Source organism: Kutzneria sp. NPDC052558 (assembly GCF_044547355.1).
In the GTDB taxonomy this organism is placed as follows: Bacteria; Actinomycetota; Actinomycetes; order Mycobacteriales; family Pseudonocardiaceae; genus Kutzneria.
Window position 1 is genome coordinate 175,070 of record NZ_JBIUAG010000001.1, and the last position, 25,438, is coordinate 200,507.

30 protein-coding genes are annotated in these 25,438 nt (G+C 71.6%); 14 read left to right on the top strand and 16 right to left on the bottom strand.

All coding sequences use genetic code 11. The annotated features are described in order from the left end of the window. Complete coding sequence (locus tag ACIG5F_RS00820; RefSeq protein ID WP_396515222.1) at positions 1–441, bottom strand: MarR family winged helix-turn-helix transcriptional regulator; 441 nt, start codon at positions 439–441, stop codon at positions 1–3. Positions 442–489: 48 nt separating this feature from the next. Between ACIG5F_RS00820 and ACIG5F_RS00825 the strand changes: the two genes are divergently transcribed. Together ACIG5F_RS00825 and ACIG5F_RS00830 are read left to right on the top strand one after the other, a co-directional pair. After that, positions 490–1,116 carry a class I SAM-dependent methyltransferase gene (locus ACIG5F_RS00825; RefSeq protein WP_396515224.1) on the top strand — a complete coding sequence of 209 codons (627 nt, stop codon included), beginning with the start codon at positions 490–492 and terminating at the stop codon, positions 1,114–1,116. A gap of 121 nt (positions 1,117–1,237) precedes the next feature. After that, positions 1,238–2,353: a hypothetical protein gene (locus ACIG5F_RS00830; RefSeq protein WP_396515225.1), complete on the top strand. Its 1,116-nt coding sequence runs from the start codon at positions 1,238–1,240 to the stop codon at positions 2,351–2,353. Here ACIG5F_RS00830 and mihF read toward each other — a convergent pair. The 3 genes from mihF to ACIG5F_RS00845 form a co-directional block, all read right to left on the bottom strand. Continuing rightward, positions 2,346–2,657, bottom strand: a complete 312-nt coding sequence (mihF, locus tag ACIG5F_RS00835; RefSeq protein WP_211769026.1) for an integration host factor, actinobacterial type — start codon at positions 2,655–2,657, stop codon at positions 2,346–2,348. The two genes, ACIG5F_RS00830 and mihF, sit on opposite strands and share 8 nt — an antisense overlap. A 107-nt stretch (positions 2,658–2,764) precedes the next feature. Further along, positions 2,765–3,694 carry an LD-carboxypeptidase gene (locus tag ACIG5F_RS00840; RefSeq protein ID WP_396515227.1) on the bottom strand — a complete coding sequence of 310 codons (930 nt, stop codon included), beginning with the start codon at positions 3,692–3,694 and terminating at the stop codon, positions 2,765–2,767. Next, positions 3,691–5,631 carry a prolyl oligopeptidase family serine peptidase gene (locus tag ACIG5F_RS00845; RefSeq protein ID WP_396515229.1) on the bottom strand — a complete coding sequence of 647 codons (1,941 nt, stop codon included), beginning with the start codon at positions 5,629–5,631 and terminating at the stop codon, positions 3,691–3,693. Before ACIG5F_RS00845 ends, ACIG5F_RS00840 begins: the two co-directional genes overlap by 4 nt. A 110-nt stretch (positions 5,632–5,741) precedes the next feature. On the opposite strand from ACIG5F_RS00845, the gene ACIG5F_RS00850 reads away from it, so the two are divergent. Together ACIG5F_RS00850 and ACIG5F_RS00855 are read left to right on the top strand one after the other, a co-directional pair. Beyond that, positions 5,742–6,308, top strand: a complete 567-nt coding sequence (locus tag ACIG5F_RS00850) for a DUF3090 domain-containing protein (protein WP_396515230.1) — start codon at positions 5,742–5,744, stop codon at positions 6,306–6,308. A 7-nt stretch (positions 6,309–6,315) separates the two neighbouring features. Beyond that, positions 6,316–7,110, top strand: coding sequence for an SCO1664 family protein (locus ACIG5F_RS00855; protein ID WP_396515232.1), 795 nt, complete (start codon positions 6,316–6,318; stop codon positions 7,108–7,110). 81 nt (positions 7,111–7,191) lie between these two features. Here ACIG5F_RS00855 and ACIG5F_RS00860 read toward each other — a convergent pair whose 3' ends face one another. After that, positions 7,192–8,112 carry a cupin domain-containing protein gene (locus tag ACIG5F_RS00860; RefSeq protein ID WP_396515234.1) on the bottom strand — a complete coding sequence of 307 codons (921 nt, stop codon included), beginning with the start codon at positions 8,110–8,112 and terminating at the stop codon, positions 7,192–7,194. Positions 8,113–8,199: 87 nt separating this feature from the next. Here ACIG5F_RS00860 and ACIG5F_RS00865 point away from each other — a divergent pair, with 87 nt between their 5' ends. The 3 genes from ACIG5F_RS00865 (at position 8,200) to ACIG5F_RS00875 (ending at position 10,042) form a co-directional block, all read left to right on the top strand. Next, positions 8,200–8,625: a nitroreductase/quinone reductase family protein gene (locus ACIG5F_RS00865; RefSeq protein ID WP_396515236.1), complete on the top strand. Its 426-nt coding sequence runs from the start codon at positions 8,200–8,202 to the stop codon at positions 8,623–8,625. Between the two features lie 65 nt (positions 8,626–8,690). Continuing rightward, on the top strand, positions 8,691–9,155 hold the full coding sequence (locus ACIG5F_RS00870; protein WP_396515238.1) for a hypothetical protein: 465 nt from the start codon (positions 8,691–8,693) through the stop codon (positions 9,153–9,155). Next, positions 9,152–10,042, top strand: a complete 891-nt coding sequence (locus tag ACIG5F_RS00875; protein WP_396515240.1) for a hypothetical protein — start codon at positions 9,152–9,154, stop codon at positions 10,040–10,042. Before ACIG5F_RS00870 ends, ACIG5F_RS00875 begins: the two co-directional genes overlap by 4 nt. Here the strand turns inward: ACIG5F_RS00875 and ACIG5F_RS00880 are convergent. From ACIG5F_RS00880 to ACIG5F_RS00890, 3 genes are all read right to left on the bottom strand, one after another. Then, positions 10,039–10,494 carry a hypothetical protein gene (locus tag ACIG5F_RS00880; RefSeq protein WP_396515242.1) on the bottom strand — a complete coding sequence of 152 codons (456 nt, stop codon included), beginning with the start codon at positions 10,492–10,494 and terminating at the stop codon, positions 10,039–10,041. The two genes, ACIG5F_RS00875 and ACIG5F_RS00880, sit on opposite strands and share 4 nt — an antisense overlap. 71 nt (positions 10,495–10,565) lie before the next feature. Next, the gene (locus tag ACIG5F_RS00885) at positions 10,566–11,621 is read right to left on the bottom strand and encodes a trypsin-like serine peptidase (RefSeq protein WP_396515244.1); all 1,056 of its coding nucleotides are present in this window, start codon (positions 11,619–11,621) and stop codon (positions 10,566–10,568) included. Between the two features lie 364 nt (positions 11,622–11,985). After that, the gene (locus ACIG5F_RS00890; protein ID WP_396515246.1) at positions 11,986–12,135 is read right to left on the bottom strand and encodes a hypothetical protein; all 150 of its coding nucleotides are present in this window, start codon (positions 12,133–12,135) and stop codon (positions 11,986–11,988) included. Positions 12,136–12,316: 181 nt separating this feature from the next. Here ACIG5F_RS00890 and ACIG5F_RS00895 point away from each other — a divergent pair, with 181 nt between their 5' ends. Together ACIG5F_RS00895 and ACIG5F_RS00900 are read left to right on the top strand one after the other, a co-directional pair. Further along, positions 12,317–12,643 carry a YciI family protein gene (locus tag ACIG5F_RS00895; RefSeq protein WP_396515248.1) on the top strand — a complete coding sequence of 109 codons (327 nt, stop codon included), beginning with the start codon at positions 12,317–12,319 and terminating at the stop codon, positions 12,641–12,643. 5 nt (positions 12,644–12,648) lie between these two features. Next, positions 12,649–14,322 (top strand): DUF6596 domain-containing protein, encoded by a 1,674-nt coding sequence (locus ACIG5F_RS00900; RefSeq protein WP_396515674.1) that lies wholly within the window; start codon positions 12,649–12,651, stop codon positions 14,320–14,322. Between the two features lie 98 nt (positions 14,323–14,420). On the opposite strand, the gene ACIG5F_RS00905 is transcribed toward ACIG5F_RS00900, so the two are convergent. Next, a complete protein-coding gene (locus ACIG5F_RS00905; RefSeq protein WP_396515250.1) occupies positions 14,421–15,071 on the bottom strand; it encodes a helix-turn-helix domain-containing protein in 651 nt (216 codons plus the stop codon). Between the two features lie 158 nt (positions 15,072–15,229). Here ACIG5F_RS00905 and ACIG5F_RS00910 point away from each other — a divergent pair, with 158 nt between their 5' ends. After that, positions 15,230–15,772 (top strand): hypothetical protein, encoded by a 543-nt coding sequence (locus ACIG5F_RS00910; RefSeq protein WP_396515252.1) that lies wholly within the window; start codon positions 15,230–15,232, stop codon positions 15,770–15,772. 61 nt (positions 15,773–15,833) lie between these two features. Here ACIG5F_RS00910 and ACIG5F_RS00915 read toward each other — a convergent pair whose 3' ends face one another. Continuing rightward, positions 15,834–17,003 carry a trans-sulfuration enzyme family protein gene (locus tag ACIG5F_RS00915; RefSeq protein ID WP_396515253.1) on the bottom strand — a complete coding sequence of 390 codons (1,170 nt, stop codon included), beginning with the start codon at positions 17,001–17,003 and terminating at the stop codon, positions 15,834–15,836. A 65-nt stretch (positions 17,004–17,068) separates the two neighbouring features. Here ACIG5F_RS00915 and ACIG5F_RS00920 point away from each other — a divergent pair, with 65 nt between their 5' ends. Next, complete coding sequence (locus tag ACIG5F_RS00920) at positions 17,069–18,490, top strand: PLP-dependent aminotransferase family protein (RefSeq protein ID WP_396515675.1); 1,422 nt, start codon at positions 17,069–17,071, stop codon at positions 18,488–18,490. A 178-nt stretch (positions 18,491–18,668) separates the two neighbouring features. Here ACIG5F_RS00920 and ACIG5F_RS00925 read toward each other — a convergent pair whose 3' ends face one another. Genes ACIG5F_RS00925 through ACIG5F_RS00935 form a run of 3 tightly spaced genes read right to left on the bottom strand, consistent with a single transcriptional unit; the run spans position 18,669 to position 21,654 of the window. Then, positions 18,669–19,022, bottom strand: coding sequence for an STAS domain-containing protein (locus ACIG5F_RS00925; protein WP_396515255.1), 354 nt, complete (start codon positions 19,020–19,022; stop codon positions 18,669–18,671). After that, entirely contained in the window at positions 19,019–20,062 is a 1,044-nt protein-coding gene (locus tag ACIG5F_RS00930; RefSeq protein ID WP_396515257.1) for a B12-binding domain-containing protein, read from the bottom strand. Before ACIG5F_RS00930 ends, ACIG5F_RS00925 begins: the two co-directional genes overlap by 4 nt. After that, the gene (locus ACIG5F_RS00935; protein ID WP_396515259.1) at positions 20,059–21,654 is read right to left on the bottom strand and encodes a PP2C family protein-serine/threonine phosphatase; all 1,596 of its coding nucleotides are present in this window, start codon (positions 21,652–21,654) and stop codon (positions 20,059–20,061) included. The genes ACIG5F_RS00930 and ACIG5F_RS00935 overlap by 4 nt, the downstream gene beginning before the upstream one ends. A gap of 344 nt (positions 21,655–21,998) precedes the next feature. On the opposite strand from ACIG5F_RS00935, the gene ACIG5F_RS00940 reads away from it, so the two are divergent. Next, positions 21,999–22,229 carry a hypothetical protein gene (locus ACIG5F_RS00940; protein ID WP_396515261.1) on the top strand — a complete coding sequence of 77 codons (231 nt, stop codon included), beginning with the start codon at positions 21,999–22,001 and terminating at the stop codon, positions 22,227–22,229. Here ACIG5F_RS00940 and ACIG5F_RS00945 read toward each other — a convergent pair. The 3 genes from ACIG5F_RS00945 to ACIG5F_RS00955 are packed head-to-tail and all read right to left on the bottom strand — an operon-like array spanning position 22,219 to position 24,186. After that, positions 22,219–22,980 carry an SDR family NAD(P)-dependent oxidoreductase gene (locus ACIG5F_RS00945; protein WP_396515262.1) on the bottom strand — a complete coding sequence of 254 codons (762 nt, stop codon included), beginning with the start codon at positions 22,978–22,980 and terminating at the stop codon, positions 22,219–22,221. The genes ACIG5F_RS00940 and ACIG5F_RS00945 overlap by 11 nt on opposite strands. Positions 22,981–22,990: 10 nt before the next feature. Beyond that, positions 22,991–23,629: a hypothetical protein gene (locus ACIG5F_RS00950; protein WP_396515264.1), complete on the bottom strand. Its 639-nt coding sequence runs from the start codon at positions 23,627–23,629 to the stop codon at positions 22,991–22,993. After that, positions 23,626–24,186 carry an ArsR/SmtB family transcription factor gene (locus ACIG5F_RS00955; RefSeq protein WP_396515266.1) on the bottom strand — a complete coding sequence of 187 codons (561 nt, stop codon included), beginning with the start codon at positions 24,184–24,186 and terminating at the stop codon, positions 23,626–23,628. The genes ACIG5F_RS00950 and ACIG5F_RS00955 overlap by 4 nt, the downstream gene beginning before the upstream one ends. Before the next feature lie 87 nt (positions 24,187–24,273). Between ACIG5F_RS00955 and ACIG5F_RS00960 the strand changes: the two genes are divergently transcribed. Next, positions 24,274–24,777: a GNAT family N-acetyltransferase gene (locus tag ACIG5F_RS00960; RefSeq protein WP_396515268.1), complete on the top strand. Its 504-nt coding sequence runs from the start codon at positions 24,274–24,276 to the stop codon at positions 24,775–24,777. 19 nt (positions 24,778–24,796) lie between these two features. Further along, on the top strand, positions 24,797–25,417 hold the full coding sequence (locus tag ACIG5F_RS00965) for a hypothetical protein (protein WP_396515270.1): 621 nt from the start codon (positions 24,797–24,799) through the stop codon (positions 25,415–25,417). Positions 25,418–25,438 lie beyond the last annotated feature (21 nt).

Genomic DNA, 25,438 nt, shown 5'->3' on the forward strand with positions numbered 1-25,438 from the left:
TCAACCTATGTCGGTCAGGTTCTCCGCGCACCGGAACAGCAACATTGTGAGCCGGCCCCGGTCGTCCGGGCTCAGTCCGGCCAGCATCCGGTCCTCGACCGTGGACACCACCTTCTCGGCCTGCTCCAGCCGCTGCCGCCCCTGGTCGGTCAGCCGCGCCGGCCGGGCCCGGCCGACCGGCGGCTTGTCCGCGACCACCACCAGGCCGTTGGCCCGCAGCCCCGACAGCACGTCCTGCAGCGACTGCCGCGTCACGAAGCAGCGCCGGGCCAGCTCCGCCGAGGACGCCCCCGGCCGCTCGAACAGCGCGCTCAGCACCGCGTGCTGGGACATCGACAGGCCGATGTTGCGCAGCTCCACGTCGGAGGCCTGCCGGATGAGCTGCTGCACCCGCTTGACCAGGTAGCCGGGGCGCAGCTCGGTGTTTCGGGCTTGACTCACGTCAGGATCCTGACACAACGCGGGTGGCCGACTCACTAGTGTTGGCCCATGGGGCTTTCGGCAGCGGAACTGTTCGACGAACTGGGCAAGGACTACGAGACGGCCTTCGCCGGGCTGACCGCCCAACGCGACGAGCTCGACTGGTTGCTGGGGGAGTTGCCGGAGCGGGCCCGGGTGCTCGACCTGGGCTGCGGCACGGGCCGTCCGACGGCCGAGGTGCTGGCCGCCGCCGGCCACGACGTCACCGGGGTCGACGTCTCGCCGCGCATGGTCGAGATCGCCCGCGCGCAGGTGCCGGCGGCCCGCTTCGAGGTCGGCGACCTGCGCACGCTGACCTACGCCAGCGGCAGCTGGCACGCCGTCATCGCGTTCTTCCCGCTGTTGCAGATGACCCGCGCCGACATCGACGCCACCCTGGCTCGCATCGCCGACTGGCTGGCGCCGGGCGGGATCTTCCTGCTGGCCACGGTGCCGGTGGACGTCGAGGGCATCGAGGTCGAGTTCATGGGCAAGGCCGCCGCCGACGTGAGCAGCTACCCGGCCGAGGTGTACCGCGAACGGCTGACCGATCTCGGGCTGGCGGTCGTGCGGGAGCGGATCGTCGAGTTCCGGCCCAACCACATCACCGTCACCGACCCCGAGCGCGACCTGTTCATGGCCGCCCGCAAGCCCTGATTTTCCGCTACGTGAGTGGCTCAGGTGGCTCCTGGAGCGAACTGAGCCACTCACGCGCGCCCGGCTGTCACGTGGAGGCGATAGGGGTAAATCGGTCGACGGGGTCGACAGAATCGACGCCATGGAGTCGGTTCTGGTCAATTTCGTCTACGCGCAGCCGGTGGGCCACGCCGTGGAGGCCCTGCACTACAGCCTCGGCTACCACGCGGCCGACCCGAGCCGCCGGATCGGGGTGGTGCTCAACGCGGACACGCCGGCGGAGATGGCGACGTGGTGCCCGTTCATCGACGAGGTGCACACGATCGAGCTCGACCTGTTCGACCCGAGCACCGATGCCCGGGAACAGCTGGCGAAGATCGGCAACGACTGGGATCACGTCGTGGGTGACGTGCGGCTGACGCAGCCGGCGCAGCGGGAGTTCTTCCCGGGCCTGGCCGCCTACTACGACCAGGCCGAGGCCTACTTCACCGGCGAGAAGGGCTGGGCCGGCACCAAGAAGGGCCCGTCCTACGCACCCCGGCAGCCGCTGCGGCTGGATCTGCCCGCGCCGGCCGAGAGGTCAGGCTTCACGGTGCTGCTCGGCGGCAGCGCGAAACGCAGCATGTACCCGTCGGTCACATCGTGGGAGCTGATCCTCACCGCCCTGGCCGAACGCCTGCCCGGCGCCGAATTCCACCTGCTGGGCAAGCTGTCCGAGGACGGCGGCCGGACCCGCACGACCTACGACCGCGCCGAGTACGAGCGGCTGGCGGCGGCCGTACCCGGTGCGCGGCTGGCATTGGACCTCCCGCTGCGGGACCAGCTCACACTGGTCCGCGCGTCGAAGGTCTTCCTGTCGCCGCACACCGGGTTCGGCATGGCCGCCCTGGCCACCGGCACCCCGTGGCTGTGCCTGTCGGGCAACCGCTGGCCGGAGTTCTACTTCAACGACGGCGTGCCCTTCTACTCCGTGCTGCCGGACCGCGTCCGCTTCCCCAGTTACACCCAGTTCGGTCCCGACCCGGCGGACGTCGAGGACGAGGGGCCACGCGCACCGAGCATGTCGGCCGACCGGATCCGGGCGGACCTGCCGGAACTGCTCGACGCCGCGGCGCTCCTGGCCGACGGCCGGCTGGACCACGCCACCGCGCTGGCCGGTCACCGCGAGCGGCTGGCCCGGTGCTGGGGCGGTGATCTCTCGATGATGTGGTCGATTGACAGTGTCCTGTTCGATCGGGGTGCCGAGCCGATCAGCTGACCGCGGCCAGCAGGGCGCTGCGCTGCGCCGAGCCGACCCCGCCCACCCGACGCGACTCGGCGATCTCGCAGCCGCGCATCAGTTCAGCGGCCCGCACCGGACCGACCCCCGGTAACGCCTTGATGACCGCGATGATCCGCGTTTTGCGCACCACCTCGTCGGTCTCGGCGCGTTCGAACACTTCCGGCAGCTGCACGGTCCCGGCCTTGAGGCCGGCCAGCAGATCAGCACGGGCCTTGCGGGCTCGCTGAGCCTTGGCCAGCGCGTCGGCACGCTGCTGGGCCGTGAGTGCGGGCAGAGCCATGGTGATCCCTTCGACGTCGATGCTGTGACGTTGCGGCGAGTTCCGATAATGGCCTCGACCGGCCCGCCAGCACGGACATTCGACGATCTGCGAAAGAAACCACCCGGTCAGCGCAACGCGGATGACCTCATCGTGAGAGTTCCGGCCATCGCGTCCAGGTCGCCGACCAGACCGAGCGGCACCGTCAGCGCCGCCGGGCGGTGCCCGAAGCCCAGCTCCCACGCGATCGGCACGCCCAGGCCGCCCAGCCGGTCCAGCAGCGTGGCCCGCACGTCGGCGAGGTCCCCGCAACCGGTCCACGAGCCCAGCGCGATGCCGGCGACCCCGTCGAACCAGCCGGCACGCAACAGTTTCGTGACGAGCACGTCCAGCCGGTACGGGTCCTCGTTGACGTCCTCCAGCACGACGATCGAGCCCTCCGGCGGCCGGGCCGCCGACGGCGCGGCCAGCCCGGCCCCCAGCAGGCTGAGGTTGCCGCCGACAACCACACCCGAGGCCCGGCCCGCAACCAGCGGACCGGCGCCCGGCCGGGTCAACACCCGAACGGAGTCAGGTTCGAACACCGTTGAGCGAAAGTGCCCCTGGGCCGCCTCGTCCTCGACGAACGCCAGGGTGGCCAGCATCGGCGCGAACAGCGTCACCAGGCCCAGCCGGGCGCCGACCTGCTCGTGCAGCACGGTCACGTCGCTGGAGCCGGCGAACAGCTTCGGCCCGGCGGCCGCCATCGCGTCCCAGTCCAGCAGGTCGACCATCCGCAGGCAGCCGTAGCCGCCGCGGACGCAGAACACCGCCGCCACCTCCGGGTCGCACCAGGCTTGCTGGAGGTCGGCGGCGCGGTCCTCGTCCGTGCCGGCCAGGTAGTTCAGCGTGGGATGGCGGTCCAGCACGTGCTTGCCGACCCGCACCCGCAATCCCCACGACCGCACGATCTCGACGCCGGCCTCGAGCAGCTCGGGCGGCATCGGCCCGGCCGGCGCGACCACGGCGACCAGGTCGCCGGGCCGCAGCCGGTGCGGGCGATCGCGCTCGGAGCTCACGCTTCCAGCGCCAGCACCGGCACGTCGACCGGCTCGAACTCCAGCACCTGCCCGTAGAACGACAGCTCGGCCTCCAGCGCCGCGATGATCGTCTCGGCCCGGCGGAAGCCGTGCTGCTCGCCGGCGAACGGGATGTAGGCGTGCCGGATGCCGCTGCCGGCGATGGCCCGCGCGAAGGCCTCGGTGTGCGCGGGCGGGCACACCTTGTCCTCCAGGCCCTGCAACAGCAGGATCGGCCCGGCCAGCCGGTCGGGCCGGGCGCTGGGGGACCTCTCCACATACACCTCGCGGTTGCTCTCCAGCGGGCCGAGCAGGCCGTCCAGGTACCGGGACTCGAAGTCGTGGGTCTCGCCGCTGGCGAAGGACACCAGGTCCAGGGCCGGGAACATGGCGTTGCCGCAGGCGAACGGCGAGTCCATGGTCAGCACCGCCGCGACGGTGAAGCCGCCGGCGCTGCCGCCGCGGATGGCCAGCCGGGCCGGGTCGGCGCTGCCCTCGTCGGCCAGCGCCTGCGCCACGGCCGCGCAGTCCTGCACGTCGACCACGCCCCACTGGCCGCGCAGCCGCTCCCGGAATGCCCGGCCGTAGCCGGTGGAGCCGCCGTAGTTGACCGCGACCACGCCGATGCCGCGGCTGGTGAAGTAGGCGAAGTCCAGGCTCAGCGTGCCGGAGACGTCGCCGGTCGGGCCGCCGTGCACGTGGACCACGTACGGCGGCAGCTCGCCTTCGGGGGTGGCGAAGTCGGGATTGGTCGGCGGGTACACGAACGCCGGCACGCGCTCCCCGTCCGGGCTGGTGAAGATCCGCTCCTGCGGCAGCGGCAGGTACGCCTCGTCCAGCGGCAGCGGCTCGCCGACGGTCAGCTCCGTGGTCTCGCCGGTGGACAGGTCCAGCCGCACCGCCGCGGCCTCCCGGCGCGGGCCGGCGGCGACGCCGACGACCACGCCGTTGTCGGCGGAGATCTGCCCGAGCCAGACCGGCAGGTCGGTCTCGACGTCGGTGACGGTGCCGCTGCGCTCGTCCAGCACGGCCAGGGTGCGGCCGCCGCGCAGCACCACGTGCCGGCCGCCGCCCAGCGGCGCGAACCAGCTGCTGCCCAGCCGCCACAGCGGGCCGCCGAGCTCCTCCTCGCGCGGCGCGAGGTTCACGGCCGTGCCGTCCAGGGTGATGCGGTGCAGGTTCCACCAGCCCTGCGGATCGGTCAGCGCCAGCAACGAGTCCGGGCTCTCCCAGCGGAACTGGCACACCGATTCGGTCGGGCCGCCGGCGATCACCCGGTGCTCGCCGACCTTGCCGTCCTCGGTCAGCTCGGCCACGCACAGTTCGGTGCCGTCCCACGGCATCGCCGGGTGGTCCCAGCCCAGCCAGGCCACGTGCCGGCCGTCGGGCGACGGCTTGGGCGCGGACATGAAGTGGTGGCTGGCGGCCAGCACCCGCGCCTCGCCGGAGCCGTCCAGCGGCAGCGCGATCAGGTCCCGCCGCACGTCCAGCGGGGCGTCGCCGAACTGCGTCTCCCGCACGCACCACACCTCGGCGCCGCCCGGGGCGGCGGTCAGGTCGGCGTAACGGAAGCCGTGCTCGCGCTCGGGCTCCGGACTGATCGGCTCGGGTGTGGCGGCCTCGTCGTCCGGGTCCACCAGGTACACCCGCTGGTCGACCCAATGGGTGAAAGCGATCTTGCCGCCGACGAAGGCGAACGGCTTGCCGCCGTACTCGTGCACCCGGTTGCGGGTGTTCCACGGGGCGGCCAGCACCGGCCGGGGTCGGCCGTCGCCGGCGCGCATCAGCACCACCCGGCCGCCCTCATCGGGCCGGCTCTCGGCCCACCAGGCCTCCCCGTCGTGCAGGTCGACCCACTGCACCGACCCGCCCGCCCTGGCCACGTCCCGCGCGGCCAACGGGGAGGTCCACGCTCCGTACGACGCGATCTTCACCACGCCACGACCTTAACGGGTCGGCCCGGGGCGTCCGCTCACAGCGATCATGGCTGTGAACAGGAGGGGACGTGCGGCCGTGTCGCGCCGTGTGCCTTAGGGTCATCAGTGCCATGGCTCGTGTCATTCATGTATTCCGCCAGCCCGACCGGTTCGTAGCGGGAACCGTCGGGGAACCTGGCGACCGCACCTTCTACCTCCAGGCGGCCGAGGACGGCCGCCTGGTGAGTGTGGTGCTGGAGAAAACGCAGCTGTCCGTGCTCGCCGACCGGATCGGGTCGTTGCTGGAGGAGGTGCAGCGGCGGTTCGGCGCCGAGGTGCCCGACAGCGCGCCCGAGGCCCTCGTCGACACCGAGCCCCTCGCGGTGCCGGTGGAGGAGGAGTTCCGGGTCGGCACGATGGGGCTGGGCTGGGACGCCGAGTCCACCGCGGTGGTGGTCGAGCTGCTCGCCGTCACCGAGGACGAGGTGGACGAGGCGGTCGTGCTCGACGACACCGAGGAGGGCCCGGACGCGGTCCGGGTGTTCCTCACGCCGCCGGCCGCCCGCGCCTTCGCCGTGCGTGCCGACCGGGTGGTCAACGCCGGGCGCAAACCCTGTCCGCTGTGCGAGGAGCCGCTCGACCCCAGTGGTCACGTCTGCCCGAGGCAGAACGGCTACCGTCGCACCGAGGACAGCTGAGCCCGCGGTGCTGCCCACCGACCCCGGGGCGCTGGAGCTGATCGAGCGCGGCCGGATCGAGGTGACCGGACGGCTGGTGGACGCCTCCAACGCGACGCTGTTCGGCACCATCAGCCGGCACGGCGTGCAGGCCGAGTGCGTGTACAAGCCGATCAACGGCGAGCGGCCGCTGTGGGACTTCCCCGACGGCACGCTGGCCGGCCGCGAGGTCGCCACCTACCTGGTGTCCCAGGCCGCCGGCTTCGGCCTGGTGCCGCCCACGGTGTTACGGCCGGGCCCGTTCGGGCCGGGCATGGTGCAGCTGTGGGTGGACACCGACGAGGACGCCGACCTGGTCGACATCGTGTCGGCCGACGAGGTGCCCGAGGGCTGGAAGGCCGTGCTGCACGCGACCGACCGGTACGGCGACCCGGCCGTGCTGGCCCATGCCGACCACCCGCGGCTGCGGTTGATGGCGGCGATGGACGTCGTCGTCAACAACGCCGACCGCAAGGGCGGGCACGTGCTGCACACCGCGACCGACGCGGTGTACGGCGTCGACCACGGCATCTGCATGCACGCCGAGACCAAGCTGCGGTCGGTGCTGTGGGGCTGGCTCGGCGAGCCCCTGCCGGCCGAAGCCGTGGAGGCGCTGCGCAAGCTGCGGGCCGGCCTGGACGGCGACGTCGCCGAGCAGCTGGCCGAGCACCTCACCCGGCGCGAGGTGTCGGCCCTGATCGCCCGCACCGACCGCCTGCTGGCCGCCGGCGTCTACCCCGAGCCTTCCGGCGAATGGCCCGCCATCCCCTGGCCCGCCTTCTAACCCCTACCGCTCGCCCCCCCATTTGACGCTTGGAAGGGGGCTTTCCTTCACTCGGAGTGGAGGAAAGCCCCCTTCCAAGCGTCAGGGGGTGCGGATCGTGGCGCGGAATTGGCCGGGGGCTTGAGCGCGGGCGCGGCGGAAGGCACGGCTGAAGGCGTACACCGAGGTGTAGCCGACGGAGCGGGCGATGGAGTCGAGGGTGTCGTCGGTGTCGCGCAGGCGGGTCGCCGCGAGGTCCATGCGCCAGCGGGTCAAGTAGTCGGCCGGGGCGGAGCCGATCACGGCGCGGAAGCGGCGGGTCAGGGTGCTGCGGGAGATGGTCAGCTCGGCCGCCAGTGAGTCGGTGGTCCAGGGCCGGGCCGGCTCCTGGTGCAGCTGGGCCAGCGCGGCGCTGACCACCGGGTCGGTCAGGGCGCTGAGGCAGGTTCCGCGCACCTCGTTCGGCTTGCCGGCCAGCCAGGCCCGCAAGGCCTGGACCAGCAGGATGTCGACCACGCGGTTGAGCACGTACGAGGACGCGGCCTGCGGGCTGGCCAGCTCACGGGCCAGCAGCCGCACGGTGTCGTCCAGACCGGTGCCGGCATTGTCGGCCCGGATGTGCAGCACCGGCGGCAGCGCGTTCATGACCTGCGTGGTCACGCTCGGGTCGTACTCGTAGCAGGCGCCGACGACGTGGGTCCGCACCTCGCCGTCACCCAGCCGCAGCAGGCTGCCGTCGGTGAGCTGGCTGGTGTCGCAGCCTTGGTGCGGGACCAGCACCTGCTCTGGGCTGCTGACCAAGGCGTGGGGCGTCCCGCTGGGCAGCAACACCACGTCGCCCGGCATCAGCTGCACCGGCTCTTCGTCGCGCCGGCACAGCCAGGCGGTGCCCGAGGTGACCGCGTAGAACGCCGCGCCGCGCATCTTGTGCCAGGCCAGGCGCCAGTTGCCGCCCGCCTCGATACGCGCCCCCAGCGCCCCGCGCACCCCGCCGACCGCCAGCAGATCACCCAGTAGGTCCATGCGCGCCATCGTAGTGACTCAATCGGATATGGATTTGGGTGATTTGGCTATCGATCGGACCACACCGTGACCCATAGGGTTGATCACATGACCGACTCGATCGACTTCAACGAGATGAACCGGCAGGTCATCGCCAACTTCCGGGTCAACGGCGGCAAGGGCAGCGGCATGGCCGAGGGCTACCCGATCGTCCTCGTGCACCACATCGGCGCCAAGTCCGGCACCGCCCGCGTGACGCCCCTGGTGCCCTACGTCGAGGGCGACCGGATCTTCATCTTCGCCAGCAAGGGCGGCAGCCCCGAGCACCCGGCCTGGTTCCACAACCTGGTGGCCAACCCCAAGACCGAGGTCGAGTACGGCACCGACCGCTTCCCGGTGGTGGCCCGTGTCCTGACCGGCGCCGAGCGCGACGCCATCTACGAGAAGCAGATGGAGCTCCAGCCCCAGTTCCGGGAGTACGCCGACAACACCACCCGGGTCATCCCCGTGGTCGAGCTGGAGCGCGTCAAGTAGCACCGGAGTAACGCACCGCGACGGCAACACGACTGAGGAGACACGTCCTCGAGAAGGTGTTGCCGATGCCGAGGTTCATGTCCGCACGGTTGGCGTCGGCGATGGTCGAGAACGCCGTCGCCGACGACGACACCTACCGCGCGGTTCTCGACGAGATCAGCAGCGTGCTCCGCACCCGCGCGGCGGTGAAACCGGGCCGGAACGTCGAGGAACGACTGGCCTCGGTGCTGGACCTGCTCTCCGCGCGCTCTCCGGCCACGGTGCGGCGGGGTGGGGCCGAGTTGCAGGCCCTGCTCGACGAGAGAGTCGCCGCCGACCGGAGGCTGGAAGAGGCACTGGCCCGCCGCTCACGCGGATGGCATGAACGGCTCACGGCGTTCGGCAGTGGCCGACCCATGCCGGCCGGGGAGGCCCCCGGCGCCCCACGCAATCCGCCTGGCTCACCCATCGCCGGTGATTGGGGTGGGCCGCCGGACATCGCCTACGGCAAGCCACCCGGGCCGTCGCCCGACGAGGACGACGACTGGTGACCGAGCTCGTCAAGGGCATCCTCGGTGGCGGCTGGTCCCTGGTCGCCGGGTGGCTGCTGCCCACCGCCATCAACGGCTTCGTCGTGGTGTTCCTGGTGCTGCCGGGCCTGCTGGCCGGCGCGGGCGCGGTGGAGAACTCGATCGTGTTCGTGCTGGCGGTAGCGGCGATCGGTGTGGCGCTCAGCGCGGTGCAGATCCCGCTGTACCGCGTGTTGGAGGGCTACCTCGGCTGGCCCCAGTGGCTGCACCGGCGGTCCCGCGACCGCCAGCTGCGTCGCCGGCGGTTGTTGCTGGAACGGCGCGCCGAGGACGACCAGCCGACTACGACCCAGCGGGCACTGCTCGGCGAGCAGCTCGCCCGGTACCCCGCTGAGGAGCAGGTCGTCGCCACCCGGCTGGGCAACGCCATCCGACGGTTGGAGGTCTTCGGCTTCGACCGGTACCAGCTCGACTCCCAGACCCTGTGGTACGAGCTCAACGCCGCGGTCAACGAGACCGTCCGGCGCAACGTGGACACGGCTCGGACCGGTGTCGACTTCTTCGTCGCGTTGCTGTGGGGGCACCTCGTCGTCTGCGCGCTGGTGATCGGGCTGGTCTCGGCGGGGGCGCTGGCTGTATGGCCGGCCCTTGGCCTCGTGGTCGTGCTGCTGGTCCTGACCAGAGTCTGGTATCGGATGGCCGTGATCGGCACCGATGAGTGGGCCTCCGCTGTGCAGGCGCTGGTCAACGTCGGCCGCAAGCCGCTGGCCGAGTCGCTGGGCTACCGCCTGCCGGACACCCTGGCCGAGGAGCGGCAGTTGTGGAGGATGGTCGGGCGGCTGTCCCGTCGGCCTTACCACGAGCGCGCCGCTGCCCTCGACGAGTTCCGCGAGCACGGAGACGGTTAGGCGCCGCCGTCGCGGACCGGGCGGTCGCCGAGCGGGGCCTTGAGGGTGACGATGGTCTGGAAGGTGGCCGCGATCATGGGCTGCGGCCCGGAGCAGTCGACTCCCGGGGCCTGGCCCAGCCGCACGGTCACGGTGACGGCGTCATCGGCCTCGACGACGTCGACCCGACCGAGCTTGGCGCACTCGGGGCGGCCGCTCGCGGTGTACTGGACGACGAGCTTGTTGTCCGGGTTGGCGACCGTCTGGTCGAAGCGGACGGCCCGCAGGTTGACCACGCTGGGGTCGGGGACGGCTTGGTTGAGCGGCGGCGGCGCGTTCAGGGTCGGCGGTCCGACCTTCGTCGACATGACCGGGCCGCCGCTCGCGGACTGGGCGGGGCCGCTCGAACCCGGGTGGGCGGCGCCGCAGGCAGTGAGCAGCAGCAGGCCCATCAGGGCGGGAATTCTTCGCATCATGGCTCCGTGACGGCGTCGGCCGGCTTCGCGGTTGCACCCGAAGCCGGCCGACGCCCGGTCGGGCTAAATCACGTGGAAATGTAGCGAACGGTGTTGTAGAGGCTCAGGACCTGGTTCCCGTAATACGGGGAGTACATGTACTGCGGCAACGACGTGTACTTGAAGTCGTTGTGGCCGTTGATGTAACCCCAGTTGCCGTCGAAGGCCATCAGCCAGGCGCCGCCGGAGGAGCCGCCGGTCATGTAGTTGACCATGAATATGGTTCCGCCGCCGCCGTTGTAGGTGTAGCCGTTCTCGGCGTACAGGCAGCAGCCGTTGAACGGCGATGCCTGCGGGTAGCCGAAGGCGTACACGTACTGGCCGATCGGGTAGTTCCAGGCGATGCCCTGCCCGCCCAGGTAGTCGGTGATCCGCCAGCCGTTGTTGCGGTAGATGACCGCGGAGCCGACGTCGTTGGCGAAGTCGCTGTTGTTGTTGAACCACGCGGTGGTGGTCCACAGCTGGTAGGCGTACCAGTAGCCGTAGGGCGCGTAGCCGCTGGCGTAGTTGGGCACGAACGTCCAGTTGGTGTTCCAGGCCCCGCCGTCGGACACGCAGTGGCCGGCCGTCCAGACCTCGGACTTGCCCTCGGAGTTGACCACAGTGGCCGAGCAGACGTAGTTGAGGCCGAAGCTGGTGAAGAACACCTTGCCGGAGGTGCGGGCGACCGGGTGGCCGACCGGGTAGCCCGGCAGGTACGCCGCCGGCGCCACCTCGGAGGAGCCGCCGGTGGCCGACGCCTTGGGCTCGGCCTTGGGCGCGGCCGCCGAGACCGAGCCGGCCGGGCCGGCGGGCACGCTCTGCGCCGCCGAGGTGGAGCCGGTGGAGTTCTTCAGCGCCGGGATCTCGCTCTCGGGTCTGGCCGACTTCATGCGTTCCGGCGTCCAGTAGGCGGCCAGGGCCTGCTCGTGGGCGTCGGCGCCGGAGCCGTGCAGGGTGGCGGCCACGTCCGCGCTCAGGCCGGCCGGCCCGGACACCACGTCGGAGGTGGGGCCGGCGGTGGCGGTGGCGGTGGTCAGGGCCGCGGCGAGCAGGGCGGCCGCCGCGACCGCACCGAATGCGGTGAATTGTTTGCCGAGTTTCATGAATCCCTTCCTGTTTTCATCGAAGGAATTGTGCGCCACCAAGGTAGTCAGGATCTCACCGACCGAAACCCCCTGTTCGGGGGTAGGGGGCGATAACGAGAGTTACCCGCGCCGATCGCGGCAAGGGTCTTTGTCGGGTGGCAAACAATGGGCTCGGCCGTCCGGCGCAGGCGTCACAATTCCCTCGATCGGCCGCCGGGTGCGGAAAACACCGAGGTGCCCCACCACCTACGAACGGCGCGGACCGCCCGGCCGACGGCGGCCCTGGCCATCAGGGTCAAGGGTATGGGCCGGCCGTCTCACGACGAATGGCTGCGGACACGGCGCGGCCGCAGCCGACATCCGCAGCAAGGTGCGGCATCCTTCAGCGAGAATTCAGCGCGAAAAGGCGGTCGACCAACACGACCGGATCGGCCGGCGGCCGCCCCCACAAGGCGCGCAGATACGGCGGGACCAACACGATGTCGACGGGATCGGGCACGAACTCGCCGCAGGCGGCGGCGCGGTCGAACATCCGTTCCTGCATGGTCAGGATTCGGCGCAGCTGCTTCTACCGGGTCGACGACTCCGGCGCGGCCCGGCCGCCGCCGCGTCGACCGGGGTGCGCGATGGGGCGAGGTTCCCGGCGCGAAAGTGTCCGACGGGGGTGGTTCCATTCGACGTGTCGGTGCGAACACCGATCCGAGGAGGGACCCATGCAGTACGCGTTGCTGATCGCCGGTGACCACGAGCCCACGCCCGAGGAGCTGGCGATGGGCTGCGGCGGGTGGTCGGAGGAGATGGCCGCCCGGGGCGTGGTGCGGGGCGGGGCCGGGCTGCGACCGCCGGCCGAGTCGACCACGGTGCGGGTGCGAGACGGGCAGGTGCTGCTGACCGACGGCCCGTTCGCCGACACCAAGGAGCAGATCGGCGGCCTGGTGCTGATCGAGTGCGCCGACCTGGACGAGGCCGTGGAGATCGCGGCCCGGCACCCGGCGGCCGGCTACGGGATGATCGAGATCCGGCCGCTGTTCACGCCGTGACCTCGGTGTCCGTCGACGCGGCCGTTGCCGATGCCTTCCGCGAGGAGTGGGGCAAGGTCGTGGCCACGCTGATCCGGGTCACCGGCGACTGGGACCTGGCCGAGGAGTGCGCCCAGGAGGCGTTCGCGGCCGCGGTCCGGCAGTGGCCGGTCGAGGGCGTGCCGCGCCGGCCGGGGGCGTGGCTGACCACGATCGCCCGGCACCGCGCCACCGACCGGATGCGCCGGGCGGCGGTCGGCGCGGCCAAGCTGCGGGAGGTCGCGGTGATGTCGTTCGACCCGGAACCCGTTGCCGACACCGAGATCGAGGACGACCGGCTGCGGCTGATCTTCACCTGCTGCCATCCGGCGCTGGCCTTCGAGTCGCAGGTGACGCTGGCGCTGCGCACGCTGGCCGGGCTGAGCATGGCCGAGATCGCCCGCGCGTTCCTGGTGCCGGAGACGACCATGGCGCGGCGGTTGGGCCGGGCCAAGGCCAAGATCCGCAACGCCGGCATCCCCTACCGGGTGCCGCCCGCGCATCTGCTGCCGGAGCGCACCACCGCCGTGCTGGGCGTGCTGTACCTGATGTTCAACGAGGGCTACAGCACGCCCGAGCGCCGGCCGCTGTGCGACGAGGCGATCCGGCTGGCCCGGCTGGTGACCCGGCTGATGCCGGACGAGCCCGAGGCCGGCGGGCTGCTGGCGTTGATGCTGCTGCACGACGCCCGCCGGGCCACCCGTCTCGACGAGCACGGCGATGTCGTGCTGCTGGCCGACCAGGACCGGACCCGCTGGGATCGGGTGGCGATCGCCGAGGGCCGCGAGGCCCTGGCCCGGGCGTCGCGGCTGGGCCGGCTCGGGCCGTACCAACTCCAGGCCGCCATCGCCGACAGCCACGCTGCCGGTTCGGACTGGCCGCTGATCGCCGGCCTGTACTCGCGGCTGGCCGAGCTCGTGCCGTCGGCGGTGGTGCGGCTCAACCACGCGGCCGCGGTCGCCATGGCCTCCAGGCCCGAGGCCGGCCTTCGGCTGCTGGACGGCTTGGAGATCCCCGGCTACCACCTGCTGCCCGCGACCCGCGCCGACTTCCTGCGCCGGCTGGGCCGACACGCCGAGGCGGCGGTGGCGTACGAGCAGGCGCTCGGGTTGGCTACCGCCGAGGCCGACCGGCGGTTCCTGACCAAGCGAATCGATGAGACGAGAGGACGGGCCATGCAGCCCACCGTGATCGACCGGGCCGCGCAGCCCTACGTCGGCATCAGGCGCACCGTGACCATGCAGACCTTCCCCGAGATCGCCGACCGGATGGCCGGCATCGCCGGCTGGCTGGCCGCGCGCGGCCTGGAGCCGGCCGGCGCGCCGTTCTTCCGCTACCTGGTGATCGACATGGAGCGGGAGCTGGTGGTCGAGGCCGGCTTCCCGATCGCCGCCCCGGTCCAGGGCGACGGCGAGGTCTTCTCCGACGTGCTGCCGGCCGGCCGCTACGCGTCGGTCAGCCACGTCGGCCACCCGAGCGAGCTGATGGGCGTGACCGCGGAGCTGTTGGCCTGGCTCGATGGCCAGGGCCTGCGTGTGGACGCGGAGTCCACCCCGGCCGGCGACCGCTTCGCCAGCCGCCTGGAGATCTACAGGACCGACCCCCGCGTCCAGCCCGACATGTCCAAGTGGGAGACCGAGCTCGCCTTCAAACTCGCCTGACTTTCGCCACATGTGGCGTAGCCGCCGCAGTTGTGGCATATGCGGTCCGCACGTGCTGCTGGGAGGCCCGCGCGGACCGCATGTGACATCTGCCGTCGTCAGGCGCGGCCGGCGGTTCGCCGGAGGCGGGCCAGGTGTCCGCCGATCACCTGGGCCGCGTGCCGGACCGCCGGGATCATGCCCGGCACCCGCCGCTCGTCGAACACCAGGGCGGACACCACCCCGACGGCTTCTCCCGGGCGCGCCTGCACGGCGACCCCCACCCCGGCCACGCCGTTGTGGCAAGGGGATTGGGGGACAAGGACAACGCCGTCCCCCTCGCGGGCAGCCCGTTGCACCAGCTGCCACGCCTCCCAGACCGCGAACTTGCTCCCGGCCCGCACCGGCATGACCTCGTTGACCTCGCCACGACAGGCCCCGACCACCATGAGGTGCCCGTTGTCGGGCACGCTCACGCTCAATGTGGCGCTCGGCAGCGCGGAGGCCAGCTGCCGCAACGGGTGCAGCGCCGTCGAGCGCAGATCGACGCCCAGCGGCCAGCCTGATCCGAACCGGAACATCGTGACCCCCATCCGGTACCGGCCGTCCCGGCGCTCCACCGCGCCCAGCTGAACAAGCTGGTCCAGCAGTCGGTGCGCGGTCGCTTTCGGCAGTCCGGTCCGGGCCGCCAGTTCGCTGAGTCCGCTCTCCTCGGTGTCGAGAATCTCCTCCAACAACAGGAACGCGCCTTCCAGAACGCCCCGCCCCACGCCGCCTCCCCAGAGTCGATCATGACCGTAACAGCGGTCCGTTGAGTGGAACAAAGTCTTCTCGATCACCGCCCCGGCGCGGCATTCTCCTTTTCGCACGGTTTGAATTGAATTCACTGGAGGGATTTCTCGTGCGATTGACACAATGGGCTTCATTGGTGACGGCGGTGGTCGCGGCGGCGACACTGGCCACCGGCGCGACGGTGGGATCGGCCGCCGCGGCCACGGCGCACCCGGCCGCCACGGCGAGCGTCGCGTCCGCCTCCGACGGGTTCGAGGGCGACCCGTGGGCCCACTGGGAGAAGGGTTCCAGCGGCGAGGCCAACGCCGACGGCAACTACAACCAGGGCACGGCCCACACCGGCCTGAACAACGGCTGGTTGTACGCGGCGCACGGCTGGGCGGCCGAGCGGTACGGCATCGCCATCGACTCCTGGCCGAAGTCGAACTGCCGGGCCAGCATCTGGGCGTACCCGGTCGACTACGATGCGCAGGTCGAGCTCCAGATCTGGGACCCCAACGGCTGGCGCCTGGTGGGCACGACCGCGCCCTATCTCAAGAAAAACAGCTGGCAGCAGATCGTCACGTCGAGTATCAATCTCGCTGGCGTGAACAAGGTGTACGTCCAGGCCATCTACGGAAACGACACGGGCGTCGGACAATTCGTCAGGATTGACGACTTGGCGTTCACCTGCTCCTGATTCCACGCGTAGAAACTGCCCTTTCGGGTCGGGTCACCGACTCGAAAGGGCAGTTCCCTTTTCAGGCCAGCGCCTGGTCGAGGTCGGACCAGAGGTCGTCGACGTGCTCGATGCCGATGGACAGGCGGATGGTGCCCTCGCCGATGCCGGCGGCGCGCAGGGCGTCGGCATCGAGCTGGCGGTGGGTGGTGCTGGCCGGGTGCAGGGTCATGCTCTCCACGCCGCCGAGGGAGGCGGCCAGCTTGACCAGGCGCAGGCCCTTGGTGAAGCGGTAGCCGGCGTCGCGGCCGCCGGCCAGGTCGAAGGTGACGATGCCGCCGAAGTCGGACAGGAGCCGCTTGGCGACCTCGTGGTCGGGATGGGTGGGCAGGCCCGGATAGTGCACGGCCTCGACGGCGGGGTGGGCGTCCAAGAGCGAGGCGATGCGGCCGGCGTTGGCGCAGTGCTGGCGCATCCGCAGCGCCAGCGTCTGGATCCCGCGCAGGGTCAGCCACGCCGCGAAGGGATCGATGGCCGCGCCCATCTCCATGGTGTGGTGCCAGCCGTGCCGGTAGCGCTCCTGGTCGGCGAACACGAGGATGCCGGCGGTGACGTCGGAGTGCCCGCCCAGGTACTTGGTCACCGAGTGCACGACCACATCGGCGCCGTGCTCGATGGGCCGGCACAGCAGCGGCGTGGCGAAGGTGTTGTCCACGACCGTGAGCAGCCCGGCCTGCTTGCCGGCGGCGGCGAACGCGGGCAGGTCCACCACACGGGTCACCGGGTTGGTGATCGTCTCCAGGTACAGCATCTTCGTGTTCGGCCGGACCGCCCGGGCCACCTCGGCCGGGTCCTCGCCGGGGATGTAGCTGACCTCGACGCCGTAGTGCTCACGCAGGTAGGTCAGCGCCGCGTACGTGCCGCCGTACAGGCAGCTGTGGGCGATCACGTGGTCGCCGGAGCGCAGCACTCCCATCAGCGCCGAGCAGATCGCCCCCATGCCCGAGGCCGTCGCCACGGCCGCGGCGCCGCCCTCCAGCGCGGCGACGGTCTCCTCCAGCGCGCGGGTCGTCGGGTTGGCGTAGCGGCTGTAGGCGAAGCCCTGGTCGGGGGCGTTGAGCGCGTCGGCCAGGGCGTCCGGGTCGTCGAAGGCGAAGTTCGACGCCTGGTAGATGGGCACGCTGATCGGGCGCGAGGTGGGCAGCGCGGGCGTGTGCTGGTGGACGACGCGAGTGGCTGGGTGCTGGTCCATGGCATCGAGCCTGGCCGTGGCGGCGGAGTGGGGACAGCGCCAATCCCGGCTAGATTGGTTTGGTGATGGAGCCAATCCCGTGGCCGGCGGACCGGCTGGTGGCGCAGTTGGGTCGGTGGTCGGCCAGCCGAGGACCGCTCTACCTGCTGCTGGCCGAGCGTCTGCGGCTGCTTGTCGACTCCGGCCAGCTGCCGCCGTTGGCGATGTTGCCGCCGGATCGGGTGCTGGCTCAGCTGCTGGCGGTGGGTCGCAGCACCGTGGTCGCGGCGTACGAGCAGTTGCGCGCGGACGGCAAGGTCGACCGTCATCAAGGCCGAGGCACCTGGGTGAAGCCGGCCGTGAGCGCCGGAGTCCGGCCGAACGCGGTGCCGGCAGTGAACCCGCTGTTCTTGAACTACCTGGAGCCGTTCGACGACGTGTTGTCGCTGGGGTGCGCCGCGCCGCAGGATCCGCCGCCGGCGCTGGCCGCCGCCCTGACCAGGGCCATCGGCCGGCTGCCCACCGGCGACATCGGCTACTACCCGCTGGGGCTGCCGGCGCTGCGGGCGGCGCTGGCCGACCACTACTGCCGGCGGGACCTGCCCACGACGTCCGACCAGATCCTGGTCACCACCGGCGGGCAGCAGGCGCTGGCCCTGATCACCCGCCTGTTCCTGGCTCCCGGCGATCACGTGCTGGTCCAGGGGCCGACCTATCCCGGGGTGCTGGAGCTGTTCCGCGACGCCGCCGCCGTGATCCGCTCCGCGCCGGGGGACGAGCTGGCCTCGGCGCTGGCCGAGCACCGGCCGCGGCTGGCCTACGTCAACCCGAGCAACCACAACCCGACCGGCGCCACCCTGTCCGGGCTGGTCCGCCGGCGGCTGGTCGAGGCCGCCGCCGCGGCCGGCGCCGCGCTGATCGACGACGAGGTGCTGGCCGAGCTGTCTTTCGACGGCTCGCGGCCGCCGGGCCTGGCCTCGTACGGGCCGGCGCTGACCGTCGGGTCGATGAGCAAGCTGCTGTGGGGCGGGCTGCGGGTCGGCTGGATCCGGGGCTCGGCCGGCGAGATCGCCCAGCTCGGGCGAATCAAGGCCATCCACGACATGGGCGGCGCGGCGCTGGAGCAGCTGGCCGTCGCCGATCTGCTGCCGTCGCTGGAGCCGATCATCGCCGGCCGGGTCGCCGAGCTCCGCGCGCGGCACGACCATCTGCGGGCTGAGCTGGGCCGACTGCTGCCGGACTGGACGTTCGAGCCCGCGGCCGGCGGGCAGTGCCTGTGGGTGCGGCTGCCGGCCGGCGACGCCTCGGCGTTCGCCCAGGTCGCGCTGCGGCACGGGGTCGCCATCCTGCCCGGCGTCGCCCTCGGCGGCGGGCCCGAGTTCGTGCGGCTGCCGTTCACCGTGCCGGTGGACCAGATGACGGAGTGCCTACGGCGCATCGCCGCCGCCTGGCACGACTACCGCCCCGCCGCCGGTTCCGTGCCGGCCCTGCACGCTCTCGTAGTATAAGGTTAGGCTTACCTAATCAAGGGACGGGCATGGGGGATCTCGGCGGCAAGGGTGACGCCCTTTCTGGTAGGCCGGACGTATGAGGAAGACTCGTTTTGTCGCCGCCACCGTCCTGGCCCCGCTCACCTCCACCACCGCCGTCACCCTGACGGTCGTGAAGCTCGAGGAGATGTGCTGATCAGCTGCTCTGGCTGTGGTCGTCGGCGACGGTGTCGGCGGTGAGGTGCTCGACGGTGCCGGTGAGCTCCAGCATGCGGTCGAGGGCGGTGGAGCGGTTGTCCAGACGGAAGGCGACGCCGGCGGCCAGGGCGCGGCGGTGGGCCATGAGCAGCATCGACAGGCCGTAGGAGTCGCAGTGCGAGAGGCCGGCGCAGTCCACGTGAAGCCCACGCAGCGACGGGTGCTCCGAAAGCCGCGCGGTGACGGTGTCGAGCAGCTGAGCGGCGCAGGTGAAGTCGAGGTCGCCCTGAACGGTGAGCCGGGCTAGCCGGTCCTCGGGCATGGTCCAGTCGAGGCGTAGTGAAGGGGTCATGCGGGTCGTCCTTGGTCCAGCGTGGCGGTGAGCCGGTCACGGGCGGCGGCGAGCAGCCGGACGGCTCGGGGGAAGTCGCGGAGCTCGCCGTGGAGCAGGTCGAGAGTGGGCGTCAGGGAGGCGGCGGGCACGCCACGGGCCGCCAGGATGTCGCCGGTCCAGCCGATGAAGCCGGCGAAGAGCTCGTCGTCGTCGATGTAGAGGGCGGTGGACAGGAACTCCACGATGTGCGCGATGTCCTCGGCGGCGCGGCTGCGCTGGACCTCGGTGTACGCGCGCATCGCGGGATAGCGCTCGTCGAGCCCGGTGAACACCGCCTTGACCAGCTGGGCGGCGGTGCGGGACACCATCGTGTACTCCTGGTCGGCCAGGTGCGGCAGCAGGTCCAGGGCCGTGACGCCGACGCCCGGACGTGGCAGCGGCCCAACGGTCAGCCGGTCGGCGGCGGCGCGGGCGTCCGGGGCCCACGCGTCCGCGCCGAGCAGTGTGGCGTAGCGGCCGTCCGGTCCGAAGGCCGCGCCCCCAGCGAACACCGGGGTGCCAGTTGCCTGGCAGGCAGTGATCGTGGCGTGCGCTGTCGGCAGCCTCGTGGCGATGGAGCTGGACAGCGCCACGGCGTCGGGCCCGGTGCGGTGTAGGTGGGTGATGAGGTGCGGCGTCGGCACCTGCGCGCCGAGGTAGTCCACGCGCAGCCCTCGCAGCGTCAGCACCTCGGCCAGCAGCCGCGCCGGCAGCGCGTGCCATTCGCCGTCCACACAGGCCACGGTGACTCGTCCACGATGTGCAGTGGGTCGGGGATAGGCCTGCGAGAGGACGGTGATGGTCCGGTCGTTGATGGCGGTGGCCGCGTGCTCCTGCGCGACGGAGAGCCGGTTGGCGGCCCACTCCATGCCGACCCGGCGTTGCACGGCGCCGATGACGTCCAGCAGCACGTCCTCCAGGGCCATGCCGCTCTCATGGGCGTCGAGCACGACGTCGCCCGCCGCGTACGGGTCGCCGTCCACCACCGCGGCCCACAACCGGTCCACAGCGTCGGTCATGCGGTGTACCTGCCACGACCGTGACCGCCGACCGCGGTGAGGTGTTGTCCACGCGGGGAGGTGATCGCCAGCACAGCCATGTCGTCGTGGTTCTGGCGGCCCACCCACTGCGCCGCCACCATCTGCACGCGCTCCACCACCGCCTCGGCCGGCATCCCGCCGCATTCGGCCAGCACCGAGTGCAGGCGGGCTTCGCCGAACATCTCCTCGCCGAGCGGTCCGCCGCGGGCCTCGGCGATGCCGTCGGTGTAGAGCAGGCAGGTCTCGCCCGGCGCAAGGGTCGTCGTGGTGGTGGTCGTCCTGATCTCGGGCAGCACACCGACCAGGGTTCCCCGGGTGGCCGCCTCCTCAACCGTCCCGTTCGTGCGAACGATCAGTGGCGGTGGGTGACCGGCGGCGGTCAGCCGCAGCTCCAGGTCGTGGCCGCGGCGGACGGCCGAGGCCATCACCAGGGTCACGAAGCGGGCGCTGCTCGGGTCGAGCAGCGCGCCGTTGAGCAGCGTGAGCATGCGGTGGTGGTCGCCGCCCAGCGGGCGCACCGCGCGCAGCGTGTTGCGGACCTTGCCGTTCAGCACCGCCGCCTCCAGACCCTTGCCGCAGACGTCGCCGAGCACGGCCAGCGTCTCGCCGTCGCCGGGGAACACGTCGTAGAAGTCGCCGCCGACGTGCTCGGTGTCCTTCGACGGCCGGTACCGGGCGGCGAACTCGATGCCGTCGACCCGCGGCATCGCCGGCGGCAGCAGGTCCCTCATCAGCGCGTCGGTGATCGACGCCTGCTGGGCGAACAGCCGCGCCGCCGACATGGCCGTGCCGCTGCGGGCGGCGAACAGCCGGGCGAAGGTCTCCTCGTCCTCGCTGAACGCCTGGTGGTCGGCCCGGCGCAGCAGCACCAGCGCCCCGGCCGGCACGCCGTGGCCCGGCAGCGGCGTGACGACCATGGAGCCGACGTCGCCGAACCCCTCCGGAATCGCCCAGCCGGGGGCCGCCGCCGGGTCGATCCAGCGTGACGGCACCGGCGGGAAGCCCTGCAACGCCTCACTCAGCCCCGGCAACTCGTCCGGGTCCACGTCCAGGAGCTGCTGCGTGACCGCGCCGCCCCGCACGCACACCGCCGCCGGCCAGTGCTGCCGTGACGCCGGGGCGATGACCAGGGCCGCGTCGGCCAGGTGCTCGCAGGCCATCCGGCCCGCGATCTCCATGCATCGTTCGAGGTTCAGCGAGCCCAGCAGCGCCGTCGAGGCCCGGCTCAGGAAAGCCGCCCGCTCGCGCTCCAGCCGAAGAGCCTGCTCGGCCGCGCGGGCCCGCGTGTCCTCGAGCAACCACCAGGTGACCGTGTCGCCGTCGTGCACCGGATGCGCCGTGAAGCTCCGGTCGCCCACGCTTCCGTCCACCGGCCGGCCGGGGTCGGCGAGCCAACCCGACGTCACGGCGGCCAGGTCGGCCCCGGGCGTGCCCTGCGGGAACAGCACCATGGCCAGGTCGTTGAGCTGGAGGATTCGACCGTCCGAGCGGGCGAGGATCGCCGGGCAGGGAGCACCGACCCAACTCCCCAGGGCAGGAGTCCGGGTGCTCATCTCATCGCCATCGATCACGCTGCCGAGCCACCTGCGGCGGCCGTTCTCCTCTCATACCGACGTTCTGTTGACATCTCACCATCTCGCGTCGGCAGCGTAGCCGCAAGTCGTCTGGTCGCCCGGCGATGGCTGTGGGGGATTACTCCGCCGCCTCCACCCGTACGATGGGCTTATCGGGCGCGAAATGCCCAGTTCCTTGCCCAGAGTGACGTTCAGTGCACCTGTCCTGCGTCGTTGGGTGCAGGCATTTGGGCTAGTCGAGTGATCGCCATCGTCACGGAACGAGACGAGGCTGGCCTGACCACGGACCCGCGCACGCCGCGGCGCCGCAGCCGCCGCCTCACGTCAAGGAGCTGTTCGACATGGCCGGGAAGATGCCCAAGGTCGTCCACAAACGGGTCAGCGACATCCAGTGGGAGCTCCCGCTGCTGACCCCGGTCAAGTACCTCGACCACCAGGGCCGCGACGCCGGGATGATCCTGCCCCGCAACTGGACGGTCTGCCATCAGGAGCCCGCGCCCGGCACGAAGATCACCGGCACCGTGACGCTGACCGTGGTCAAGCACGGGGTGAAGTGCCCCGTCAGTCACTGACCGCGCCGGCGGTGATGTTGAGCGAGGTCGAGGTCATCGAGGCGGCCAGGTCGGAGGCGGCGAAGACGGCGACGTTGCCGACGTCGGCGAAGGTGGCGGCGCGCTTGAGCATGGTCTTGGCGACGATCATGTCGGTGATGACGGGGGCGGCCGGCATGTCGGCGGGCAGGCCCTCGGCGATGCCGCCGCAGTGCAGGCCGAGGACGCGGATGCCGTGCTGGCCGAGTTCGGCGGCGAGCTGGCGGCGGAGGAAGTCGACGGCGTTGAGGGCGACCTGGAGACCGCCGATGGAGTAGTCCCGCATGGGCTCGCCGCCGCCGTTGCCGCCGAAGGTAAGGATGACTCCGGAGCGCCGCGGGATCATGTGCCGGGCGGCCGCGCGGGCGGTGAGGAAGGTGGAGCGGACGGCCAGGCGGATGGGCCGTTCGAAGTCCTCCAACGCCATCTCGGCCAGGGGAGTGCCCTGGTGGTCGGCGATGCCGATGACGCAGACGGAGATGTCGACGCTGCCGTCGGCGGCCGCCACGGCGTCGGCGTGGGCGTTGACGGCGTCCTCGTCGAGCGCGTCCACGACGGCGGTCTTGGCCCGGCCGCCGTCGGCGCGGATCTTGTCGGCCAGGGCGTCGAGGGTCGCGGCGGTGCGGCCGGTGAGGTGGACCTTCGCGCCTTCACGGGCGAAGGCGGTGGACATCGCCGTGCCGATCCGCCCGGCGGCTCCGTAGACGATGGCGTTCTGGCCGGCCAGCAGCATGGGGTTCCTCTCAGAGTCGGGTCAGCCATTCCTGCCAGCGCCGGCGTTCCCGGGCGGCGTGGGTGGCGGCGTCGGGGCCGTAGAGACGGCCGGTGACGTTGACGGACAAGGCGATCGCGTCCATGGAGAAGCACGAGATGGCGAACATGCCCGAGGTCGTCCGGAGCAGGGTGAAGGCCGGGCCGCGGTGTTCGATCACGCCCTCGACTGGGAGGTTGTCCGTCAGGTCGACGTGCTTGTCGACCGGGTGGATCAGGTCCACGGCGGCCGAGGGCCGGCCGGCGAAGTGGGCGACGTAGCAGCGCAGGACGTGCAGGGTCATCGCCCAGCCCTTGCTGGCCTGCTCGGCGATGTCGTCCCAGCCTTCGCCCTCGACGCGCAGGCTGCTGACCACCCGTACGACACAACTGCCCTGGTCACGGGCGGTCACGAGGATCTCGGTGGCGAAGGTCGGGTCCTCGTAGGCGAAGCGGTGCGGCGGCTCCCAGGCCGTCACCGTGGCGGTGGCGTCCGGGGCGAACGGCTCCCGGCGGAAACGCGCCGTCTGGTCGTCGACGTCCACCTGGAACGACCACGCCCCGCTGTCGGCGGTGATCGCCGCCCAGACCTCCTCGGGTCCGGCCGGGATCTCGATGTGGTCCTCCGTCACGGCTTCGGGTGCACGCCGATGACGACCCGCTGCCAGCGGCCGTCGGACGCCTGCTCGTCGTGGTACTTGGCCGCCACCCTCGACACCGCGGCGGTCAGCTCGTCGGCGAAGGCCGCCCGGTCGGCCGGGGTGGCGAACCGGATCTCCGTGTCCAGCGCGAACACCGGCACCGCCCGCCCGCCCTCGGCCGCCCGCCGGGCCAGGCGGCCCACCTCCCGGACCATGCGGGCCGCCAGCGCGATGAGGAAGTCCGCTGACCTCGGGTTCGGCCGGGTCGGCGCGCCCACCGGCTCCGGCGCGACCACGAAGCCCGCCGCCGTCGCCCTCAGCAGCCGCTCCGTGAGGCCGCCCCAGGTCCGCGTCTCCGCCACCTCGACCAGACCGTGCGCCTCCAGCTGCTTGAGGTGGTAGTTCACCTTCTGCCTGGTCAGGCCCACCTTCGCCGCCAGTGTCGCCGCCGAGGCCGGCTCCCTCAGCTCGGCCAGCAGCCTCGCCCGCACCGGGTCCAGCGCCACCACCGCCGCCGCCGGCTCCTCGATCACCTCGATGTCCCGCACGAGCCCCACCCAACCCTTGACAACTTTTCTTGTCAAGGCCCGTATTCCGGTTGCCCCGATCGTCTCCGCTGGTTAGACCTGGTCCTCGTGCTGATCCGCCGCGAGACCCCCGCCGACGTCGACGCCATTCGCGCCGTCACCGCCGCCGCCTTCGCCCCCTCGCCCCTGGAGGCCCCTCTGGTCGACGAGCTCCGGGCCTGCGCGGGCTGGCTACCAGCACTTTCCCTCGTCGCCGTCGACTCGTCCGACGCCGTCATCGGCCACGTCGTCTGCACCCGTGGCCACATCGCCGCCGCGCCCGTCCTCGGCCTCGGTCCCCTCAGCGTCCATCCCGACCACCACACCCGTGGTGTCGGCAGCGCCCTCATGCACACCGTCCTCGGCGCCGCCGACGCCCTGTCCGAGCCCCTCGTCGCCCTGCTCGGCGATCCTGGCTACTACCACCGCTTCGGGTTCGTGCTCAGCGACGTCCACGGCATCCTCCCGCCCGACCCCGCCTGGCAACCCCACTTCCAGGTCCGCACCCTGGCGACCTACACCCCCGCCCTACGGGGCGCCTTCGCCTACGCCGAGCCTTTCGACCGGCTCTAACCGGCGGCATCATCACGTCATGACCCAGCGGGCGCCGAGAAGTTTCCTGATTCTGCTGGCGGTTGGCCTCGTGGTGTTCTTCTCCGTCGGCATGTACCTGGAGGAGTGGCAGCTGGCCTGGTTGCAGAACCACCCGATCAGCGTCAACCTGCTCTCCGCCGTGATCGGGTTCTGTGGGGGCTTCCTGACCATCGCCATCGTCTACAACTGGCTGGTGGACGCGGAGTGGATCAAGGTCCGCACCACCGCGGCGATGGAGCAGTGGTACCCGCTGTGCCAGGACATGGCCGACGCCTACGCCGCGTACGCCTCCCATCTCGCCGCATCCAACCTGGCCAATGCGAACTGGGCTCCCATCGATCCAGGCCACGAAGCGTCCCGGTTCCAGGCCCAGCGGCGAGCGGCTGACCAGTTCACCAGCGCGGGCCTGCGGGCCAAGGACGACCTGCTCCACTTCATCGACATCCACGCGCCGGCCGCCAACCAGGCGCCGGGCGCAGCGGCGCTGTTCTTCGGCGCGCTTGAGGACCGTGACGATGTGGAGATCGCACACCAGGCGTTGGACCGGCTGTCGAGGGCCGTCCAGACCGATGTGCGCCGCCGATACCGCGCCGAGCGCGCCAAGGACCCCAACCGGTGAGGTCGAAGCCCGCGAACGTGC

Bases quoted from the DNA above. Each gene is read 5' to 3' on its own strand.
- ACIG5F_RS00895 (WP_396515248.1), top strand. From the start codon at position 12,317: ATGCAGTACGCGTTGCTGATCGCCGGTGACCACGAGCCCACGCCCGAG.
- ACIG5F_RS00890 (WP_396515246.1), bottom strand. From the start codon at position 12,135: ATGTTCGACCGCGCCGCCGCCTGCGGCGAGTTCGTGCCCGATCCCGTC.
- ACIG5F_RS00870 (WP_396515238.1), top strand. From the start codon at position 8,691: ATGCCGAGGTTCATGTCCGCACGGTTGGCGTCGGCGATGGTCGAGAAC.
- ACIG5F_RS00965 (WP_396515270.1), top strand. From the start codon at position 24,797: ATGACCCAGCGGGCGCCGAGAAGTTTCCTGATTCTGCTGGCGGTTGGC.
- mihF (WP_211769026.1), bottom strand. From the start codon at position 2,657: ATGGCTCTGCCCGCACTCACGGCCCAGCAGCGTGCCGACGCGCTGGCC.
- ACIG5F_RS00880 (WP_396515242.1), bottom strand. From the start codon at position 10,494: ATGCGAAGAATTCCCGCCCTGATGGGCCTGCTGCTGCTCACTGCCTGC.
- ACIG5F_RS00915 (WP_396515253.1), bottom strand. From the start codon at position 17,003: ATGGACCAGCACCCAGCCACTCGCGTCGTCCACCAGCACACGCCCGCG.
- ACIG5F_RS00825 (WP_396515224.1), top strand. From the start codon at position 490: ATGGGGCTTTCGGCAGCGGAACTGTTCGACGAACTGGGCAAGGACTAC.
- ACIG5F_RS00920 (WP_396515675.1), top strand. From the start codon at position 17,069: ATGGAGCCAATCCCGTGGCCGGCGGACCGGCTGGTGGCGCAGTTGGGT.
- ACIG5F_RS00925 (WP_396515255.1), bottom strand. From the start codon at position 19,022: ATGACCCCTTCACTACGCCTCGACTGGACCATGCCCGAGGACCGGCTA.
- ACIG5F_RS00830 (WP_396515225.1), top strand. From the start codon at position 1,238: ATGGAGTCGGTTCTGGTCAATTTCGTCTACGCGCAGCCGGTGGGCCAC.
- ACIG5F_RS00850 (WP_396515230.1), top strand. From the start codon at position 5,742: ATGGCTCGTGTCATTCATGTATTCCGCCAGCCCGACCGGTTCGTAGCG.
- ACIG5F_RS00885 (WP_396515244.1), bottom strand. From the start codon at position 11,621: ATGAAACTCGGCAAACAATTCACCGCATTCGGTGCGGTCGCGGCGGCC.
- ACIG5F_RS00860 (WP_396515234.1), bottom strand. From the start codon at position 8,112: ATGGACCTACTGGGTGATCTGCTGGCGGTCGGCGGGGTGCGCGGGGCG.
- ACIG5F_RS00940 (WP_396515261.1), top strand. From the start codon at position 21,999: ATGGCCGGGAAGATGCCCAAGGTCGTCCACAAACGGGTCAGCGACATC.
- ACIG5F_RS00945 (WP_396515262.1), bottom strand. From the start codon at position 22,980: ATGCTGCTGGCCGGCCAGAACGCCATCGTCTACGGAGCCGCCGGGCGG.
- ACIG5F_RS00930 (WP_396515257.1), bottom strand. From the start codon at position 20,062: ATGACCGACGCTGTGGACCGGTTGTGGGCCGCGGTGGTGGACGGCGAC.
- ACIG5F_RS00865 (WP_396515236.1), top strand. From the start codon at position 8,200: ATGACCGACTCGATCGACTTCAACGAGATGAACCGGCAGGTCATCGCC.